Below are 20643 nucleotides of genomic sequence, written 5' to 3'. Positions count from 1 at the left end.
CCCCTCAGACGATGTGCGTTTCCGGGCGGCCGAGCGCTCCGGCGGCGAAACGGTCGACGGACAGCGGGGCCACATCGACGAACGGCTCCCGGTCCAGGTAGAGGTCGCGGATCACCTCGCCGACGGCGGGCGCCTGCAGGAACCCGTGGCCGGAGAAGCCCGTCGCGTACAGGAAGTTCCCGGTCCGGCCGATGATCGCGTTGTGGTCGGGGGTCACCTCGTACAGCCCGGCCCAGCCGTGGCCCAGGCCCACGTCGAGCAGGCCCGGCGCGCGCCGGCCCATCGCCGCGCCGAACCGGGGCAACCACTCGTCGGTGTAGTCGAGGTGGAAGCCGGGTTCCTGCTCCGGGTCGGACATGCCCATCAGCAGACCACGGCCCTCCCGGTGGAAGTAGAAGGTCGAGGCGAAGTCGATGGTGAACGGCACGACCCCGGTCAGCTCGGGCATCGGTTCGGTGAAGATGATCTGCCGGCGCAGCGGGGTGACCGGCAGATCGACGCCGGCCATCGCGCCGACCGCCGCCGACCAGGCGCCCGCCGCACAGATGACGGCGTCGGCGTCGATCGGGCCGCGGTCGGTGTGCACGGTACGCATCTCGCCGCCGGCCGTGTCGATGCCGGTGACCGTGACCCCGGTCAGCACGGTCGCGCCGTGCCGACGGGCTCCCGTGGCGTAGCCGAGCACCACCGACTCCGGGGTGCAGTGCCCGTCGTCGGGTGACCAGGCGGCGGCCAGCAGCCCGTCGGTGTCGATCAACGGGGACAGGGCCTTGGCCTCGGCGACGTCGATCATGCGACTGTCGACGCCGAGCTCGTTCTGGAGTTCGACGTCCGCCTCGAACGACTTGACGTCCTCCGGGGTGGACAGCAGGAACAGGTAGCCGACCCGGTGCAGGTCGATCTCCTGCCCCGGATGCTCGGCGAACCGCCCGAACGCGGCCAGGCTGCGGGCGCCGAGCTCGATGTTGATCCGGTCGGAGAACTGCGCGCGGACGCCGCCCGCCGCCTTGCAGGTGGAGCCGGCGCCGAGTTCGCCGCGTTCCAGGAGCACGACATCGCGTACGCCCGCCTCGGCCAGATGGAAGGCGATGCTGGTGCCGATCGCACCGCCGCCGATGATCACGACCTTGCCCATGTCTCATGGTCGGCCGCACGCTTCGTTGACGTCCATTCCTGATTTGCCGACGAAATCCTTTAGCTTTTCTATATGGACTGGACGAGTGTGCAGCTGCGGTCGCTCGTCGAGTTGCGCCGCCTCGGCACGGTCACCGCGGTCGCGGGCGCGCTCGGCTACACCCCCGGGGCGATCTCCCAGCAGCTCGCGGCCCTGGAGCGGGCGGCCGGGGTGCCCCTGCTGCGGCGGGTGGGGCGGCGGGTCGAGCTCACCGACGCCGGGCTGGCGTTCGCCGGCCACGCCCAGCAGATCCTCGACATCGAGGCGGCCGCGACGGCCGCGCTCGAACGCAGCGCCGGCCGGGTCGCCGGGGAGTTGCAGATGGCGGTGTTCGCGACGGCGGCGGCCGAGATCCTTCCGGTGCTGCTCGCCCGGCTCGGCCGCAGCCACCCCGACCTGGTGGTCCGCAGCCGGGAGCTGGTCGTCGACGACGTCTACGACACGGTCGCCTCCGGGGCGGTCGACCTCGCCGTCGGCCTGGAGTACCCGGACGTGCCGATCCGCCGGGACCCGTCACTGCGGGTGATGCTGCTGTACCGGGAGCGCTTCTTTCTGGCCGCCCCGATCGGGACGCTGCCGCCGGGGCCGGTGAGCCTGGCCCGGACCGGGCCTCCGCTCGGCTGGATCCTGCCGCCCGAGGACACCCATTACGGCCTGGCGATCCGTACGGTCTGTCGGCGCGCCGGGATCGAGCCGGAGCTGCGGCACGAGGTGGTCGACACGGCGGTGTCGCTGGCGCTCGTCGAGGCCGGGATCGGGCTGAGCACGGTGACCGACCTGATGCTGCGGTTACGGCCGTCCCGGTTCGACGTGCGGCCGCTCGTGGAGCCGTTCGAGCGGCACATCGTGGCGGTGATCCGGTCGTCAGCCGAGCACCGGCCGAACGTCGCCGCGGTGGTCCGCGTGCTGCGGGAGCTCCAGCTGGAACCCGTCGCCGGTCAAGGCGGTCAGGAACTCGGTGGGGTCGACCAGGTCTTCCAGGTGGGCGATCCCGGGGCGTAGCTCCGGCAGGCGGCGGATCACCTGGGCGGCGACCAGGCCGGTGGCCCGGCTCTGGCCGTGGCCGGTGAACGACGCCCGCAGGCCGCCGGCCTCGGCGATCACCGCGAATCCGTCGGAGCCCAGGTGGAGGCCGCCGAAGATCCGGTCGGTCAGCGGCCGCATCGCGGGGCGTTTGAGGAACTTCGCGACGCCGGGCCGGTTGGCGGCGCCGAGCAGCGCGGTCGAGGACCGCGAGTCGAGAGCCAATCCGGTACGGACGTCGGGCAGCTTGAGGGTGTGCTGGTCGGAGAAGGGGAACCGGTGCACGGTCCGGCGCCCGAACGGGGCGGGGAAGTCGGCCGTCCAGGAGCCCTGTTCCTGTCCGAGGCCGTCGACGGTCCAGGCGACGGCGGCGGTGCCGTGGCGCTCCCCCGAGCCGAGCAGCACCCCGATCCGGACCGGCTCGCCGGGGGCGAGGGTGCTGACGTGGCTGGCCAGCAGGTTGGTGACGCCGGGGGCGATGCCGACGCTGAGCACGGCGGCCGCCGTTCCGCTGCCGGGCACCTCCGGCCCGCTATTCTCCCGGCCGCTCTTCTCCCCGCCGCTCTTTTCCCGGCCACCGGCCTGCTCCAGGTCGGCGATCACTGACGGGGTGGCGGTGACGTCGGCGTAGCCGATGCCGCGGGCCAGGCACGCTCGGGCGAGGTGGGCGTTGCCGGTCTCGACACACATCAGCACGGCGTCGACCCCGTCGAGGGCAGCGTCGATCTGTTCGGGGTCACGCAGGTCGAGGCGGATCGCGGTGGGATGTTTCGCCTGGTCCGGGTTGCGGCCGGCGACGACGACCTCGGTGTGCCCGGCCAGCCCGGCGGCGGCCTCCCGACCGACTGCGCCGTACCCACCGACGATCAAGGTTTTTGTAGTCATGCTCTAAGAATGTTTTTGTAGTGCCGCTATAGTCAAGTGCTGTGACCGGAAAAACCGACGGCCGGACCGAACGCGCCCGAGCCACCCGAGCCCGCATCATCGCCGCCGCCACGGCGACGTTCACCGCGTCCGGGTATGCGACGACCAGCATCAACGCCATCGCGGCGGCGGCCGGGGTGAGCGAGCAGACGATCTACTACTCGTTCGGCAACAAGCGGGCGGTCCTGGTCGCGGCCCTCGATCAGGCCATCGCCGGCGACGACGAGCCGATCCCGACGCTCGATCGCCCGTGGGTGCACGCGGCTCTGGCCGAGCCGGATCCGCATCGCCAGATCGCCTTGCAGGTCGAGGGCGTGGGCGAGGTGTTACGGCGCGCGGCCCGCCTGCTGGACATCATCCGAAACGCGGCCACCGACCCCGAGTTGGCCGAGGTCTGCGCAACGAGCATCAACCATCACCGCGAGGTCCAGCGAACCTTCGCCGAATCCCTCACTACAAAAGCCCCATTGCGTACGGACGTGACGGCCGCCGCCGACACCGCGGTGGCCCTACTCTCCCCCGAAACATATCTGCTGCTCGTGGACCACCTGGGCTGGCCACACCACCGCTGGCGCACCTGGGCCGCCGACTGCCTGACCCGCACCCTCATAGCCTGAGATCGGGGAATACTCCCATTCCGACGTCGCCCGCCCACACACGAGAATCTCGCGGATTCGCCCCGCGTATCCGTTGCGAAGATCTGTCGAGCCGCTCCTCATCCACTCGATTGCAGCACCGTCCACCTGGCGGTCCGGGGCAGCGAGATAACGAAGATCCGCGACTTGCCGGTCGGTTTTGAGGTCAGCGAAAGGCTTGGCGGACGGCCCACACCGGTCGACCTCCAGGTAGTCCGCAACGGTGTAGGCATACAGACGGTCCAGGACCTCACCGGCATCGCCGTCAGCCGCCCCGCCGCCGAGCGGTCGGCGACAGCCGACCCAGAAGGCTGCGGCCCAGGTCTTGGTTGTAGGACATACCAGTACTCAACCTCGGAGCTCACGGAAGCCCACTGATGGTTCCCGCGAAGATCCACATCGACAGGCGCAAGGGGACTTCCTTGTCCTCGTGCTGGAAAGAGACCATTAGCGACCACGGCGCCATCGACCACACAGCGGCACGATCGAACTGGCCGGGCACCGGCAGTGGCGGATCATCGTACTCGGATTTCAAGCACGGCACCCCGAGGCAATCTTCGGCCGAAGCGACCAGGCGATCGAACTCGCCTTCGAATCGCTCATAGAGAGCATCGAAGTCGGCGCCCTCCTCCGGATCGACGAGAAGCACAGGCACCCGAAATCCGTCGACCGCGCCGAACCTCTCCCGGACCCCTTGAAGGTCGCCGTGCCCCCACTCCTCCCAGTTGCCGGCTTGTCTGCCGGCAACGCGCCACCCGAGGTCGGCCAGGACTTGAGGAAGGGGCGTGGCAGCCTGCACTTCGCCGCTCACGAACGTCTTCAGCAGGGCTTGGAGAGCAGGTTCCACCGTCGCATCATGCCAAAGGCCGAAGCCCGAGGGGCCCTCAGCGGCCTCCTCGAATACGTCATCGATCGGATCCCCCCGCAGGCCCTAGCCGAACTCGAACTCGTACCTCCCCGTCGGCCGTGAGTAGTGAACCGCCACCCGGACTGGCTCCAAGTCGAATTCCTCGACAACCCACGAGATGACCGCCGCCGTTACCGCCTCGTCCTGGAAGTCGGTCACTACGAAGTCGACCGAATGGACCATGATCTCGGCGCCACGATCACCGTGGCGCCTGCGAAAAGCGTCCTCCATCATCCGAAACCCGGAATGCAAAGCGTCCAATGCGGGCCCGCCGACATTCGCGGTCGCAGTGTCGACACGGAACACCGTGCCAGACAGGCCGGAAACTCGATCGGACAGTGAGCCACTCGCGGTCAGGGCGACACGCATACCCCATGCCACGGTCTCCCGGTACTTGAAAACAACAGTCCGCATGCTAGCGCCTTCCGAAGTTCAACATTCCGTACACGGACTTATCTCGATGCTCGACCGTCCCTGGGTTCATGCCGCCCTGGCCGAGCCGGATCCGCATCGCCAGATCGCATTGCAGGTCGAAGGCGTAGGCGAGGTGCTGCGGCGCGCGGCCCACCTGCTGGACATCCTCCGAAACGCGGCCACCGACCCCGAGCCAGGGTCATTGCATGTTCCGGTAGCTGCTCGTCACGGCCGTGATGAGGTCGTTTGAACGGCGGTCGGCGCGGCGGTTGGCGCGGGCGATGTTGGTTTCGCCGTTGATGCGGTGCCAGCCGATCGCGGTGTTACGCAGTGTCGCCATGACGGCGGGTCCGGTGCCGGTCCGGGCTTGATGAAGATCTTCACGGAACGTGACATCTCGGATGTTGTGGACCTGGTTCTCGATCAACCATTCCGATCTGGCCCACTTCTGCAGGTCAGCGGGCTGAGCGTCGGCAGCGGGAAGGGACGTGACCAGATAGGCGGTCTCCCGGCTGGTCTTGCCGCCGGTGGTGCGGGTCCGGGTGATCCGGACGGCTTGCCGGGCGTGCGGGAACGCGATCCCGCCCGGGGTCTGCAGGGTGACGGCCTTGACCGTGCGGGTCTCCTTGCGGCCGTGACCACGCTCGCGGGTGCGGTCACCGACCGGGATCTGCGCCCAGGGAACGGCTTTGAGCTGGGCATGAAGGCCGGGCTGGTTGCCTTTGGCCTGCAGTAGCAGGTGTGCGCCGCGGCGGGTGATCTGCTCGGCGTGGCCGGTCTGGGTGTGCAGGGCGTCGGCGACTATCAGCACCCCGGTAAGGCTGCCCAGCAGGTTCTCCACGGCGTCGAGCAGTGGTGTGAACGACGGGATCTCGTTGCTCTTCGTATCGACCGTGACCTGGGCGAGGACGATGCCGGTGCTGGTGTCCAGCGCGGACAGCAGATGCGTTTGACGCCCGTCGGGCAGACGGGCGCCGCGCAATGTCTTGCCGTCGACGGCGATCACGGTCCGGTAGCGGCGCGGCCGGGGAACGGCGAGCGGTGGTGTGCGGGTGCGGAGCCAGCCCGCCAGGACGCTGCCGACCAGGGCATCGTCGAGCCGGGTCAATAGTCGCCATACCGTGGTGCCGGCAGGCAAGCCCCGGTCGAACCCGAGCCGTCGCTGGTCCGGCTCGTCCAGGTCGTACAGCCAGTCGGCGATCGCCGTGAACGAGGTGGCGCCGGCCAGGACGGCGCAGACCGCGACGGCGAGCAGCGCTGCCAGCGGATATCGCACCCCGCGAGGATTCCGCGGGTCCGGGACCAGGCTCGCGGCGGCCAGGAGCCCGCCGTGTTCACCGTCGGTGACCGGCGGCGGTGGCGTGTCGATGCCAGGGGTTGTCACGGTCAGTACGCAGATCAGAGATGATGCCATCGGCGGGTGGAGTCCTCGGTGGTCGTGCAGCGTCAAGAACTCCATGATCACCTTGAGGGCTTCACCCGCTCCATCCGCCTCCATATAGGCCGATCACTCGACATCATCCCAGCTCAGAGAGCCTGCCCGCGAGAACGCAACGGCCCTGCTGCCCGGTTCCAGACTCACACCTCGGATCGACGGACGAATCAACGTTTGAATGACTTCGCCATGTCTTCTCTATTCCGGCCGCACCAGGATCGGCAGCATTCCAGATTAGCTCAAGGAACTCGGCCGGCATTTCGTCGATACTAAGGTCATCACGCACAAGAAAATTGGAGAAGTTTGGCAATCGCTCAACACTGAGCGGAAAGGAATCTTTCGGGCAATCAGCCTCAACTTTGCAATTCCCCGGAATATGATCATCCGGAAATAAGATCGTCACCAATTCCAAAATGACCTACATACGAAGAGACGAAGTTCCAAGTGCACGATCGAGCAGGATCTTGCTGGCGATCAGCCTCCGCAGCATAAGAACGCAAGGCCGAAAGGGCCGACTCTTGGTGGCCAAGAAGGGCTGCGACGATGGCTAAGTGTCCATTAAGAGCCTGATACCTGGACTGATCGTTCTCTAAACGCGAAAAAATGTCGGCGGCGCTGCTCAAGGTCGACAGGAAGCGCAACCCGGCACCGAGCAGGTCCGAGACCATGACCTCTGCGACGCGTGCAACGTCGGATTCTTCGTGAAGCCTCCAGCGGTGCGGAACAGCGACTCCCTGCCCTTCCCATCGAACGAGGTCGGCAAGTCCTTGGCCGACCGAACAGACGCCGAAGGATACTTCAGGCTCCGGGGGCAGACCCTGAAACTTCACATAAAGCCGGCTCGTCTCTGGATGACGAGCACCTACAGCGGGTGAAAACGAAACCGGCCCGTCTCCTGATGCGTTCAAACCAAATTGCCAGAACACGTCACCCACGCCGTGCGAATATCGCGGCTCGCGGGCAACAGGATCCAGCCGCCAGCCCTCTGCCGAGAGTCGCTGCGTCAGCTCAGACTGAAGCAATGAACCTAACAATGCGGACATAGTTTGCTGCTCTTTCCAAAGTTCGAGACGGTGAATCTGGCCCCATGACTGAAACCGTATTGGGATAGCTTATCCGTCGCTAAGGTCAGCCCGCCATGTACAAGATCGTAATATCCGGTAACCTGATCTATGCCCATCTTGGACACCACATCAGGTCCCGCCAGGCGGCCAGAGGCACCGCCTCCGCTGGTCTTGGTCTCGATGGCAATCCAGTTCCCAGCTGGATCCTTCGCGATGAAGTCCGCTCTGAATGGGTTTCCGTTCCTGTCCGTGAACGTGACCTCATCGGTGATATTAGTGTATCCACCGGCCTCCAAATCAGCACGAGTCTCATCCTCTCCGTAGGCACCGTGCCGCAGTTTGTTAACCGGATACTTGACCGGGCATGCATCATATGGCAGACCGTTGTTGTTGTTGTTGTGCACTAGTACCGGCGTTGCACCGGCGATCACATAGTACGTGTGAATGTCGTCGACGGTGAGGTCACGCATCACCTTGGCGGACGTGTAGTTCCGAACCGCGGTGACGTACTGGATCTGGCCATCCGGGCCGACCAGCGTGGATTCGCCCGCGACCAGGTCGGCCGCGTCGACCCAGGCGCCGGTGGTGGCGTCCCAGAACGGGTGGTGTGCCGTCGTCTCCAGCAGTGCCGACTCGGTCGGGCCGCGGGTGCTGCGGTCACCCTTGCCCTCGTTCGCCGATTTACCGGCGCCGACCAGCGGCCGGTCGGAGACGGTGACGTCGGTCAGTTCGAGGTCGCGGTTGGAGTGCAGCAGGGTGACCTGTCGCGCGCCCGCCTCGCCGGTGACCGGGTCCTTGGCCTGGACCTCATCACCGACGGTGACCTCGGAGATCGGCCGTGCGGAACCATCAGCCATTAGCACCAGGGTCGACGGATCGAAACTGTGTGTCTCCGAAGGCGGCGGCTGCGGACCGTCCCCCTTGCACCCGCGCTGGGCCGGCTCTGGTCTGTTTGCCTCGTCCGGCTTGTCGTCCGGGCGGTTGGCCTCGGATTGGCGCTTCGCAGGCTGGTCGTTCTGGGCCTTCGGCTTAGAAGCCTTCGTCTCGGTCGGCTTCTTCTCCTTCTTCGGCTCGGTCTTCGGCTTCGGCTGCTTGGCCTGCTTCGCCGGCTTGGGCTTGGGTTCGGGCTTCGGCTTCGGCTTGGGCTTCTTCTTCGCCGGGGGCTTGACCTTCTTCTTCGGCGGCTTCGGCTTCTTCGGGACCTTCTGCATGATGTCGTTCAGGTGCTTACGCGCCTGGTTCATCAGGTCCTGCGAACGCCGCATCACCGTCTGCGCACCGTCGACGATGCGCTTCCACGTGCGGTAACCCGTCAACGCACGGTCGGCCGCGTTGAACAGGGAGCGGCCGATCTTCAACGCCTTGATCGGACCGAGAGCGCTCATCGCCAGGTCGACACAGTCGAAGATGCTGCCGCCCAGACAACCGACCACCGAGTTGTAGCCGATCATGTCCAGCAGCATGCCGACGCCGACCTGCAGCAGGATGTCCAGCAGCGACGTCTGGCTCTCCGCCACCGCCCGCTGATACTCCGCCTCCTGCGCGGCGATCTCCGAACCGACCGCCTTCATGTCCCGGTCGCGCTGTTCCATCTGGCCCGTGTAGACGGCCAACTCCGCCTGGTACTTCTTCACCGCGCAGGCGTAGTCGTACTCACCGCACTTACCGTCGACCGCGTTGCCCGTGGTGTCGGTGTTCGACATCGGGTCACCCTCGGCATACGCGAACCGATTCGCCGCACCCGATGTCGGAGCCGGGCTGTTGGTGGCCGTGTCACGGGTGTCGAAGGCGCCGGTCTCCGGGTCGTACCAGCGCGACCACATGTTGACCTTGCCGGTCGTCTGATCCGTCCACTCCTGCTGATAACCCAACCGACCGGTCATCCCACCGGCAGCCAGCACCTTGCCCCACGGGTCATAGGACACCGACCCGGACAACGCCGTCCCGGTCGCGGTGAACTCACCGACGACATCCGTGTGCGTGTCGGTCCAGGCGTACCGGTTGCCGGCCGAGGACGAGACCCCGATCAGCTGGTCGGCGACGTCACGGACGTAGACGGAGCTGCCATCGGCGGCCACGTCGTTGCCCAGACCGGTGTACGTCAGACCGGCCTGGATGACCCGGCCCAGACCGTCGTAGGTGTAGCTGCTGCGGCCACCGTTCTTGGAACCCTGCGTGACCACCTGGTTGAACGCGTCGGTGGTCGTCTCCACCGTCTGACCGTTCTGCATCGTGGAGGCCAGAGTGCCACGAGCCGTGTACTGGTAGGTCGTTCCGTCCGAGTCGGTGGCCAGCTGGTTGCGCTGGTCGTAGGTGAACGTCTTCGTACCGGCCTGGACCCGGTTACCGGACTTGTCGTACGCGTACACCGTCGGGGTGACGCCGTTGTCCCACCCGATCAGCCGGTCAGCGAGGTCGTAGGTGTAGGTGTTCGTCGACGCCCCGTTGAAACCGGTCGTCGTCTTCTTCGTCAGGCTGTCGTTGAGGTTCCACTCGTAGGCGAGCTTGCCGACACTGACCCCGGCCGATGTCTTCAGCTCATCCGACGCCAGACGCTTCAGATTGTCGTACTTCAACGTCCGGGTGTTACCGCCGTAAGCGATCGTTTCCAGCTGCGACAGGTTGTTGTAGCCGTAGGTCATGCTCACGCCGGCCGCGGTGTTGTCGACCTTTGCCGGGCGACCTGCCGTGTCGTACTGGTATGTGGTCGTTCCGGCGCCGTCGGTCCGCTTGGACAGCTGCCCGTCGGCGTTGTACTCGTAGGCCGAGTTCCCCGAGACACCGCTGATCGTCTTGACCAGACCGCGGTCGTCGTACGCGATGGTGTTGGTGCCCGCCGACCCGGTGAACGCGGTCATCCGGCCGACGAGGTCGTAGTCGTAGGTCTTGTCGGCGGTCGCCACCTGCGCACCGGTGCCGGAGCTCTTCTTCAGGCGGCCCATCACGTCGTACTCGGACGTGACGCTCACCCCGCCCGGCGAGTCCAGGCGAGTGACCCGCCCGGCCTTGTCGTAGGCGAGCTTGAAAGTGCGGTCGGCCGCGTTCGGCGTGCTCGTGGTCGCCGGCTCGATCTGCGACTCGACCAGACCCCACGAGTTGTACGTGGTGACGAACGTGTTCCCACGGCCGTCGGTGTACCTCGTCGGTTTGCCGGCCTTGTCGTAGCCGAAGGTGGTGACGATCGAGTCGCCCGAGCTGATCGGCTCGTACTGCTTGGTCAACTGGCCGAGCACGTCGTATTCCAGGTACCGGTAGGTGCCCCGGGCATCCGTCGTGCCGGTCAGGTTGCCGGCGATGTCGTAGTCCTGGCTTCGCGTACGCAGCGCCGTCGTCCCACCCGGCGCGTAGTCGGCCGACCGGACCGCGCGACCCGCGAAGTCGTACGCCGTATTGGTGAACGAACCGTCCGGTGAGGTGACCCGCACCGGGCGGCCGGCGCCGTCGTACTTCGTCTTCGTGACGTTGTTCGCGGCATCGATCATCAGCGTCGGCTCGCCGACGGTGTTGTACTTCGCCTTGGTGACGACGTTGCCGGGGCTGGTCACCTGGGTCGGCCACGGACTGGTGCCGTAGGTGTACTTCGTCGTGTAACCGGCGCTGTTCTGACGCACCGCCGACGTGCTCTCGATGGTGCGGCCGAGGTAGTCGTAGGTCGAGGCGACCGCCGAGCCGTTCGGGTCGGTGTGCTTCAGCAGGTCACCGTTCGGCGTGTACTCGTACCGGGTGATCCCGCCGTCCGGAGTTGTGATCTTGGTGGTCCGGCCGAGCACGTCGTACTCGTAGTCGGTCTCCGCACCGTTCGGATCGGTGGTCAGCTCGACCTGACCGGCCTGGTTGTACTCGACCCGCTTGAACGCCGTGACCGGCTCGCTGCTGCCGGGCGCGGTGTACGCCGGGGACTGCGTCTCGACCAGGTTGCCGACACCGTCGTACCGGTTGATCGTGACCTTCTTGTGCGGGTCCTCCTGCTCGGTCGCCTCACCGAAGGTGTTGTAACCGACTCGGGTGACCGACACCGAGGTGACCGGGGTGCCCTCGCCCTCGACGGTGGTCACCGCCGGCAGAGTGGTGGTGACCGGGCGGCCGACCTCGTCGTTGTAGATGTAGGTGGTGACGCCCTTCGGGTCGGCCACCGAGTTGACGTTGCCGTCGCGGGACAGGTCGTAGCTGGTCCGGGAGACCCGGGCGGTGTCGGCGGGCGCGGTGCCGGCGACGAGCTGGCCGACCTCGGCCGCGGTCAGGGCCTTCTGGTACGTCTGGACGTCGTCGATCTGGCCGGAGAACATCCCGAAGTCCGGGTTGGCGGTGCCGATGAGCAGCCCGATCGCCCGGTTGTTGAACTGGAACTCGGTGGTCGAGATCTTCGCCTTCTCGACACCGTCAACATACAACTGCGCGGTGCTGGCGCCGCCCGCGGTGGTGGCCGGGGTGACTGCCACGGCCAGGTGCTGCCAGGCCGTCGTCGCCGAACCGGTCGTGTACGTGCTCTGCAGCGTCGTCCTGGTGCCGTCCGGCTTCCGAACGACCATCTCGGCGCGCCACGCGGTGTTCGTCTTGTCGTAGTAGACCCGCAGCGCGTCGTCGACGATGTCACCGCCGATGGACGCCACGTACCGGTTCGCGTCGGTCGCGCCGAGCTTGGCCCACGCGCTGAGGGTGAACGCCCGCTGGGTGTCCACCGGCGGGCGAGCCGACAGGTACGACTTCGCCGTGCCGTTGAAGGACGCCGCGCCGCTGCGCTCGGCCGACCAGGTGACCGCGCCGGTCACGGTCGCGTCGTTGTTGCCGGCCGCGTCGGTGGCGGTGGTGCCGGAGGTGTGGTTCATCTTCCAGCGCGCCGTCGGCGTCAGACCACTGCTCAGGTACGTGGTCTGCTGGTGGGTCCGGCCCATCCGGTCGTAGATGATGTCGGACTCGGCGAGCACCGTGCCGCCGTCGAGCAGCTGGGTGTTCACCACGTCGTCATCGGCCGAGTAGGCGTACTTCGTGGTCCGGGTCGTGGTCGTGGTGACCGCCGGGGTGACCGTGTCGTCGGTGTCGGTGACGACCACCGACGCGGCCGTTCCGCGCCCGACATTGTCGTAGGTGTGGTTCGTCGTGGTCAGGCCGTTGTTGGTGACCTGCTTGGTCCGGTTGCCGGCCACGTCGTAGGTGTTGCTCTCCAGCACGTACGACTCCAGGGTGCAGCCCGGAGTCACCGCCGTGTCGCAGCCGTTCGTCCTGGTCACCGTGGCCAGCAGGTTGTTGTCGGTGTACGTGTACTTCGTGACGTAGTTCATCGCGTCGGTCTCGGACGCGAGACGCCCGGCCGGGTCGTAGGCGAGCGAACGGATCCGGCGGTTGCGGTCCGCCTCGACCTCCGCGTCCGGGTCCTGCACCCAGGTGGCCAGCTCGTTGCCGGCCGCGTCGAACTCGGTCAGCTGGATCGTGCCGTCGGCACTGATCTGCTTGTTCATCCGGCCGAACGCGTCGTAGGCGTACTCGGTGGTGAAGTTGCGCTGGTCGGTCTCCGACACACGCCGGCCGAAACGGTCGTAGCCGTAGACGACCCGCCGGTCGGCGTCGCCACCTGTCGCGTCGGAAACGGTCTCGGAGGCGAGCAGGCCGTCGACGTTGTAGTTCAACGTGGTGACCGGCTTGTGCTTGGCACCGGTGACCGCGTTGGTGACCTCGGTGTCGGTCGTCTTCACGACCCGGTCCAGGCGGTCGTGCTCGAACAGTGTCTGCGAGCCGATGTCGTCGACGCCGTCGGTCGTGCCGAGGTACTCGTACTCCTTGACGGTTCGGCCGACACCGTCGTACTCGTACCGGGTGATCGCGCCGGCCGGGTCGGTGGTCTGGGCGATGTCACCGCTGGCGAAGTAGAGGATCTCCTGCATACCGCCGTTGGGCTTGACGATCTTCCACGGCAGGTCGGGCGGGGCGGTGCCGCCCTTGTAACCGCCGTCGGTGCCGCCGTCGGTGTAGGTGATCGACGTCCGGCGGCCGAGCGGGTCGGTCTCGCTGGTCCGGTTGCCGCGGGTGTCGTACGTGAAGGTGGTCAGGTACTTGTTGTCGCTGACCGACGCCGAGCCGGGTCCGCGCTGCTGCAACAGCCGGTCGTTGCGGATGTCCGACGGGTTCGCGGCGTCGAGGTAGTACGTGGAGTACGACGTGGAGCAGTTGTTCGCCGACCGGTCCTGACAGTTCGTCGCCGACACCACGTTGCCGCGCGCGTCGTGCTCGTTGATCGTCATGTTGCCGTTGGCGTCGGTGATCGTGCGCAGGTTGCCCTTGCCGCTGTAGCCGTAGCGGGTGACGTTCTTCAGCGCGTCGACCTCGGCGACCTTACGGCCGTACATCAGATCGGTGACCGTGGTGGTCTGGACGTTGTTCGGGCCGGTGATCGTGTAGTCGATCTCGCCGGCCGGTGCCGCCTTGGCGGCGTGCCGGGCCTTGAACTGGTACGACGCCTGCGCGTCGTCGAGCGCCGAGGAGTAGAAGGCGGCCTCGGCGATGCTGCCCTTGAAGAACGAGCCGGCCTGCGCGTTCAGGTAGTAGAAGTTGCTGGCCGCGTTGTCGACGTAACCGCCGCCGAGGATGTACGTCGGGGTCTGGTCCGGGTCCATCGGCCGGGTGCCGGCGGAGGACTGGGTCTTCACACCGTCGACGTACAGGGCCTGGTTCGTGCCGTCCGTGGTCAGCGCCACGTGGTGCCACTTGCCGTCGTTGACCGCGGTCTTGCTGGTCAGCGACGGAAGCCACTTCTGCGCTCCGGTGCTGTTGCAGTCGTACAGCTGAAGGTCGGTGCCGTTGGTCTTGGAACTGCCGGGGATGTCGATGCAGCGACCGGAGGACGGGTTGTAGAGCGCCTCGGCCGAGGCGTAGAACTGCTGGGAGGCGCTGTTGTTGCAGGTCCACAGCTTGAGCAGGGTGCCGTTGGCGGTGCCGGCACCGTTCGGCGTGATGCACTTGCCGTACAACTGGAGGGTGAACCGGTTGCTGTTGGCGGCGGTCTGCACGATGGACACGTTCTGCGGGGCGCTGCCGTTGCAGGCCCAACTCTGGATCGCCGTGCCGTCGGCGGTGTTGCCGTTGTCGACGTCGATGCACTTGCCGGCGATGCCGATCGAGTTCATCGGGCCGGTGGGCGTCTTCGACGGGGACAGACCTCGCAGCTTGCCGTCCGCGGTGATCCAGAGCGTCGGCACGTCCAGGTAGTTGAGGGTGCCGAAGGCCGAGTACTTCATGCCGAGCAGCGTGGTCTTGGTGCTGGTGGTGTTGATCCACATCGACACCGAGTTGTTGCCGGCCGGCACCACCTGCGACGGCAGCGTCAGGTAGGAGTCGGTGCCGTTGAACGAACCGGCCTTGCCGGCCGCGCCGAACGGGCCGTCCACCGACCCGAGCCCGACCTTGTTGTACGTGGCCACGTTGCCGTTGACCTGGTTCACCGCGTCGGTGACGCCGGGAGTGGTCTCGGCCATCCGCCAGTAGTTGGTCGGCGCGCCGCCGAGAACCGCGCTCTCGTAGACCTTCGAGGTGCCGCCGAGGACCGGTTCCTCCGGCTTCCAGCTGGTGCCGTTGCCGTCGACCAGTTCGCTGACCCGGCCGCTCACCCCGTCGTACAGGATGATCGCGGCGTCGGCGCCGGACGGGCGCACCACCCGGGTCAGCTGCTTGACCGGGTTCCGGGCCGCCCACAGGTCGTCGACGACCTGCTTGTCGACGGCGGTGTCGAAGATCGCGACCTCGGCGATCGTGCCGTTGAAGCCGTCCCGGGTGCCGACGTTGCTGTTCGCGTTGGCGAGTGTCGTCTGCGGCCAGCCGCCACCGAGGAAACCACGGCCGACGTACGAGCTGTTCGCGCCCAGGTCCTGCACGGTCACGCCGGTCTCGGAGGCGACCTCGTCACCGTTGATGTACATCTTCTGCGTGTTGCCGGAGGCGGTCAGCACGACGTGCTTCCAGTCGCCGTTGTTGACCGTGACCTTCGACTCCATCGGCTTGTGCACGCGGGCAGTGAACAGCTGGTCGACCGGCCGGTTCTTGCCGCAGACCCAGATCTGCATCAGCGCGCCGGCCTGGCTGCCGTCACCGACGGAGTCCATGCACAGGCCGGAGGCGTCGTTGACGATCTGGCCGTCGACCTGCACGTCCCACTTCTGCGTGGCGTAGGTGCTGTAGCAGGAGTTGATGATCAGGTCGGCGCCGTTGGTGAAACCCTGGTCCTCGGTGTCGATGCACTTGACGACGCCGCCGGTGGTCACCTGCAGGCGACCGTCGGTGGTCCAGGAGAAGCTCTGGTTCGCCGCGGTCGAACAGGTAGCCAGCGCCAGCACGGTCCCGTTTGTCGACGAGTTACCGGGAACGGTGAGGCACTGCCCCTGACCGGCGGCCAGCAGGGTGCCCAGCGAGGTGCCCGGGGTGGCCGCCTTCGGGAAGCCGCCGAGCAGCTTGCCGTTGGTGCCGATGTAGAGCGTCGGGTTGTAGGCGGTCTTCGTGGTCGCCGCTGTCGACGTGGTCGGCTCCAGCGACTGGCCGTACAGGACGCCGTCGGTCGCGGTGGTCTTGAACCACATGCTGACCGCCTGGTTGGTGGCGTCGCTGGCCGCCTTCGCCGGCACCTGCAGGTGCGAGGTGGTGCCGTTGAACCAGGCCGCCCGCGCGGTCGAGCCGGCCAGCGGGCCGGGCTGGTTGAGCGACAGGTCGACGTGTGGGGCGACGTCGGTGCCGCCGTTCTCCAGGATCTCGCTGTCGGCGGAGGTGCCGGTGGTGTGGGTCATCCGCCAGTACGACGCGGGGCGGGCGTTGAGCATCGCGGTCTGGTACAGCGACCGGGTGACCGTGTACTGGTAGGTGTGGCAGTCGCCCCAGTTGGTCGGCGGGCACACCTTGGTCAGCTGGCCGTCGACGTAGTCGTACCACCAGGTGTTGACGCTGTCCCAGTCACCGGGGACCACCGGGTCGGTGGCGACGTAGTTGACCCGCTTCGGGGTGGTCGAGGTCCAGTGCAGGTCCAGGGTCCGGCCGGACGCCGCGGTGATCGTCGACAGCAGGTTGTCGGTGTAGGCGAACGTCTGCTTGCGCCCTGAGACGTCGGTGATCGACGAGATCGCGAAGCGTCCGTCGGCGACCTTCTGCGCGTACTCGGTGACCGAGCCGTCCTTCTCCCGCAGCCGGTAGCCGGCGCCACCGGCCAGTTCGGTGAACGAGGCCGCGAGCCCGGCCGGCGAGTTGAAGGTGCCGTCGGCGTTGCGGCCGTACGCCATCTCCCGGCCGTTCGGGCTGGTCACCACCACCGTGTTGACCGCCGTGACGCCGCCCACGGTCGCGGTCTTCACCACTGCCTTCGCGTCGACCACGCTCGACCATCCGGCGCCGAACGCCTGGTCCGAACGCGGGTCGATGCTGTTGTAGGCGCGGGAGATCTCCAGCGGCGGACCGACCGTGGCGACCATCGCGTCGCGGACCGTCGTGGTGTAGTTGCCGATCACCGGGTCGAAGCCCTGACCGGAGTTCTGCGACAGCCCCGAGGTGATCGACGGCTGCGGCACCGGTGTCACCAACAGATGCTTGGACAGATAGTCCTCGTTGTTGGTGAGACCGTCGGAGACCATCGCGGTCCAGTAGTAGGTCTCGCCCCAGACCATCTTCCCGGCCGGGACCGTCCACGACTTCTTCGAGATCCAACCCGAGTTGGTGATCTCGGTCTTGGCGTCCTTGCTGTACAGGATGAACTTGTACGTCAGCGTCTTGGGCCAGTTGTCCGGGTCGTGCGCGTCCGCGATCAGCTCGGGACGCAGCGTCTTGGCGGCCGCGCCGTACGCGGGGTACTGCTCGTCGACCTGGGCGTCGACGTTGTAGTCGTAGGTCAGCTCCAGGTACGGGTCGGTCGCCGCGCCACCGTAGTTGGCCGAGGTGAACCGCTTGAACGCGGTCGAATCGGTCTCCGACGCGGTCAAAGCCAGACCGAAGTTCGACATGGTGCCGCTGGACCAGCCGTTGAACGTCTTGACCGGCAGCGACGCCGACCGGAACTTGCCGGTGCCCCGGTTCGAGCCCGTGTTCTCGCAGGCGGGGTAGTTGTCGGTGATGTTGAGCTGGCCGATCGGCGCCGAGTAGGTCGGGCCGTCGGCGAGCTTGCCGTTGTCCTCCAGGCCGGCCACGGTCCAGGTCTCGGTGATCTGGCGGATGTCGACCGGCTTGTGGGTGGCGCAGTTGTACGACCAGGTGTGGAACAGGAACAGCTTCGCCGACCGGATCTGCGTGCCCATCAGGCCGTCGTTGTCGAAGTCGTCGAAGTGGATGAACGACCGCGACCGGGTGGTGCCGCCGTCATAGGTGCCGACCGGCAGGTTGTCGCCGTTGTGGTTGGTGGTGGACGTGCTGTCGTCGGTGAAGACGTCACCGGTGTCCGGCGTACTCCACTCGGCGGTCGGGTCGACTCGCACCGGGTACTTGCGGGCCGGGTCGTTGAGCCAGGCCGCGTCGGCGGTCACCTTGAGTGCCTGGCCGCCGTCCCGGGTGATCAGCTCGTACTGGACGCCGGACGACTCGGCCGGGGCGCCCGACTTCGGGTCGACGTTCGAGTCCTGCATCCAGCCGCGGGGCACCCGCATGGCCACCGCGCCGGTCGAGGTGACCAGGTTGATCGAGCCGTCGGCCTGCCTCTTCGGTGTGAGACCGTCGAGCTTGAGCGGGAACACCCATTCGTTGCCGGCGGCCGGCGACTTCAGGATCAGGGTCTCTTTGAGACCGTCGTTCAGTGACCGCAGCTCGAGGTCGGTGCCGGGCAGGATCTCCGGGTACGTGGCGGTGTCCCCGTTGATCCGGGCCTGCACCGGGGCGGCGCCGTCGAGGTCGTAGGCCAGGGTGTGCCCGGACGCCGTGGTGATCGAGGCGAGCGGGTCCTCGTCGGTTGCCGGCGTGACCGGGGTGGACGGCGAGACCGACGGCGACGGGACCGGCTCCTCAGTGGCGTCGGTGCCGACCGCGCTCAGGCTCACGTCGATCGAGTTGGCGCCCGCGTCGAGACGGTCGCCGTTACGGGTCAGCGACGTGTCGATCGGCTGGTAGGAGCCGTCAGCGGCCCGATAGTTGACCCGCGAGTCGTGAATCTGGCGGGTGATCGACCCATCCTCGTTCTCGAACTCGGTGTACGTCGCCGTCGACTTCTCCGGCAGCCGCTCGCTGGTCTTCGGGTCGAAGCTGTTCTCGTCACCGGGCTTGGTGCCGGTGGTGAACGCCTCGGCCTTCGGCTGTGTGGGCGGGGCCGGGTCGACAGCGCCCTTGCCACGGCCCGGCGCACGCCCGGCACCGCCCTCGGCCTGGGTCTCGTCCGTCGCCACATAGTGGTCGTCACCGGTACCCGCACCGAGCTTCTGCTCAGGCAGACCAGTCACCGCACCCAGCGCCGCAACCTGCCGGAACGGAGACAGCAGCCCGGCCACCGGCCAGCCACCACCCTCCGGAACAACCTCCGGTGGCACACCGAGCGACAGCGCCACAGCCAAAGCGGTAGCGCCAGCGATCCCCCGCAGCATCGCAATCCCCGATTCTCACAGCATCTATTCAGGTGCCGCGAGATCATGACGGAGAAAATCGAGAGTTTCAAGATCTTGCATAAAGTGGCCCTGAGGTGCCTACCCGCTGGTCACAGCCACCGCACAGCGAGGTCAGGGCCGGCCGACGACCCGCCCGAGATCCAAAACAGCCTGGTCCGGCAGGCGGCGAGCCGAAATCGGGACCACGCCGACGCCACCCCAAAGCCACATCGGCGAGTAGGCAGGCAACGACACCCGGTGATCCAGTTCTCACGTCGACCGCCGACGCCTCCACCCGCGACGGCACTGCAGACCAGGCACGCCCAGTTCAGCAGGCACCGATCCGGCGGCGCCGTTGCAGCGCCGCACCGCCCCGTCCGGGCCGATCAGCGTAAATTCGCCCGCTACCAGGTCGGCCGCGTCGACCCAGGCGCCGCTGGTGGCGTCCCAGAACGGGTGGTGAGCAGTCGTCTCCAGCAGTGACGATCCGGTCGGACCGCGGGTGCTGCGGTCGCCCTTGCCCTCGTTCACCGACGTATCAGTATCCGCTGGCTGGTCGGACAGGGTGACATCGGTCAGTTCGAGGTCGCGATCAAGTCCTGCGAACGCCGCATCACCGTCTGCGCACCGTCCACGATGCGCTTCCACGTGCGGTAACCCGTCAACGCACGGTCGGCCGCGTTGAACAACGAACGGCCGATCTTCAACGCCTTGATCGGACCGAGAGCGCTCATCGCCAGGTCGACACAGTCGAAGATGCTGCCGCCCAGACAACCGACCACCGAGTTGTAGCCGATCATGTCCAGCAGCATGCCGACACCAACCTGCAAGAGGATGTCCAGCAGCGACGTCTGGCTCTCCGCCACCGCCCGCTGATACTCCGCCTCCTGCGCGGCGATCTCAGCGCCGGTCGCCTTCATGTCCCGGTCGCGCTGCTCTACCTGACCGGTGTAGACGGCCAACTCGGCCTGGTACTGCTTCACGGCGCAGGCGTAGTCGTACTCACCGCACTTACCGTCGACCGCGTTGCCCGTGGTGTCGGTGTTCGACATCGGGTCACCCTCGGCATACGCGAACCGATTCGCCGCACCCGAGGCCGGTGTCGGGCTGTTGGTGGCCGTGTCACGGGTGTCGAAGGCGCCGGTCTGCGGGTCGTACCAGCGCGACCACATGTTGACCTTGCCGGTCGTCTGATCCGTCCACTCCTGCTGATAACCCAACCGGCCGGTCATCCCACCGGCAGCCAGCACCTTGCCCCACGGGTCGTACGACACCGAACCGGACAACACCGTCCCGGTCGCCGTGAACTCACCGACCACATCCGTGTGGGTATCGGTCCAGGCGTACCGGTTACCGGCTGCCGACTTCACACCCACCAGCTGGTCGGCGACGTCACGGACGTAGACGGAACTGCTGTCGCCCGGACCCTCATCGCCTGAGCTGCCTCGAGCCCAGGCTCCGTCGGCTCAGCCGAGCGGTCCCGTCATTCCCACCAGACCTCGATGCCGTCGTAAAGTCTCTCCCTCAGGCATGTCGAATGTG

Annotated in this window: 10 protein-coding genes and 1 pseudogene; 2 read left to right on the top strand and 9 right to left on the bottom strand. The window is 66.9% G+C overall.

Features of this window, described 5'->3' with window-relative positions:
* Positions 1 to 4: 4 nt before the first annotated feature.
* Positions 5 to 1135 (bottom strand): NAD(P)/FAD-dependent oxidoreductase, encoded by a 1131-nt coding sequence (locus Q0Z83_RS07420; protein WP_317793058.1) that lies wholly within the window; start codon positions 1133 to 1135, stop codon positions 5 to 7.
* Between the two features lie 72 nt (positions 1136 to 1207).
* Between Q0Z83_RS07420 and Q0Z83_RS07415 the strand changes: the two are divergent.
* Positions 1208 to 2029 (top strand): annotated as a pseudogene (locus tag Q0Z83_RS07415) (LysR family transcriptional regulator); the annotation flags it as partial.
* Positions 2030 to 2038: 9 nt separating this feature from the next.
* On the opposite strand, the gene Q0Z83_RS07410 reads toward Q0Z83_RS07415, so the two are convergent.
* The gene (locus Q0Z83_RS07410; RefSeq protein ID WP_317793057.1) at positions 2039 to 3082 is read right to left on the bottom strand and encodes an NAD(P)H-binding protein; all 1044 of its coding nucleotides are present in this window, start codon (positions 3080 to 3082) and stop codon (positions 2039 to 2041) included.
* A 41-nt stretch (positions 3083 to 3123) separates the two neighbouring features.
* Here Q0Z83_RS07410 and Q0Z83_RS07405 point away from each other — a divergent pair, with 41 nt between their 5' ends.
* The gene (locus Q0Z83_RS07405) at positions 3124 to 3738 is read left to right on the top strand and encodes a TetR/AcrR family transcriptional regulator (RefSeq protein ID WP_317793056.1); all 615 of its coding nucleotides are present in this window, start codon (positions 3124 to 3126) and stop codon (positions 3736 to 3738) included.
* Positions 3739 to 4117: 379 nt separating this feature from the next.
* Here the strand turns inward: Q0Z83_RS07405 and Q0Z83_RS07400 are convergent, their stop codons facing one another.
* The 7 genes from Q0Z83_RS07400 to Q0Z83_RS07365 all read right to left on the bottom strand — a co-directional run bounded on the left by Q0Z83_RS07400 (position 4118) and on the right by Q0Z83_RS07365 (position 20471).
* The gene (locus Q0Z83_RS07400; RefSeq protein ID WP_317793055.1) at positions 4118 to 4603 is read right to left on the bottom strand and encodes a hypothetical protein; all 486 of its coding nucleotides are present in this window, start codon (positions 4601 to 4603) and stop codon (positions 4118 to 4120) included.
* Between the two features lie 84 nt (positions 4604 to 4687).
* Positions 4688 to 5077, bottom strand: coding sequence for a hypothetical protein (locus tag Q0Z83_RS07395; protein WP_317793054.1), 390 nt, complete (start codon positions 5075 to 5077; stop codon positions 4688 to 4690).
* A gap of 199 nt (positions 5078 to 5276) precedes the next feature.
* Positions 5277 to 6491 carry an ISAs1 family transposase gene (locus Q0Z83_RS07385; protein WP_317793053.1) on the bottom strand — a complete coding sequence of 405 codons (1215 nt, stop codon included), beginning with the start codon at positions 6489 to 6491 and terminating at the stop codon, positions 5277 to 5279.
* A gap of 401 nt (positions 6492 to 6892) precedes the next feature.
* Complete coding sequence (locus Q0Z83_RS07380) at positions 6893 to 7555, bottom strand: hypothetical protein (RefSeq protein ID WP_317793052.1); 663 nt, start codon at positions 7553 to 7555, stop codon at positions 6893 to 6895.
* Positions 7540 to 19065, bottom strand: a complete 11526-nt coding sequence (locus Q0Z83_RS07375) for a LamG-like jellyroll fold domain-containing protein (RefSeq protein ID WP_317793051.1) — start codon at positions 19063 to 19065, stop codon at positions 7540 to 7542. The genes Q0Z83_RS07380 and Q0Z83_RS07375 overlap by 16 nt, the downstream gene beginning before the upstream one ends.
* Before the next feature lie 306 nt (positions 19066 to 19371).
* Positions 19372 to 19632 (bottom strand): hypothetical protein, encoded by a 261-nt coding sequence (locus tag Q0Z83_RS07370; protein WP_317793050.1) that lies wholly within the window; start codon positions 19630 to 19632, stop codon positions 19372 to 19374.
* A gap of 44 nt (positions 19633 to 19676) precedes the next feature.
* Positions 19677 to 20471 (bottom strand): RHS repeat-associated core domain-containing protein, encoded by a 795-nt coding sequence (locus Q0Z83_RS07365; protein WP_317793049.1) that lies wholly within the window; start codon positions 20469 to 20471, stop codon positions 19677 to 19679.
* Positions 20472 to 20643 lie beyond the last annotated feature (172 nt).

This window comes from Actinoplanes sichuanensis (assembly GCF_033097365.1).
Taxonomy (GTDB): domain Bacteria; phylum Actinomycetota; class Actinomycetes; order Mycobacteriales; family Micromonosporaceae; genus Actinoplanes; species Actinoplanes sichuanensis.
This window is presented reverse-complemented; position numbering and strand designations above follow the sequence as displayed.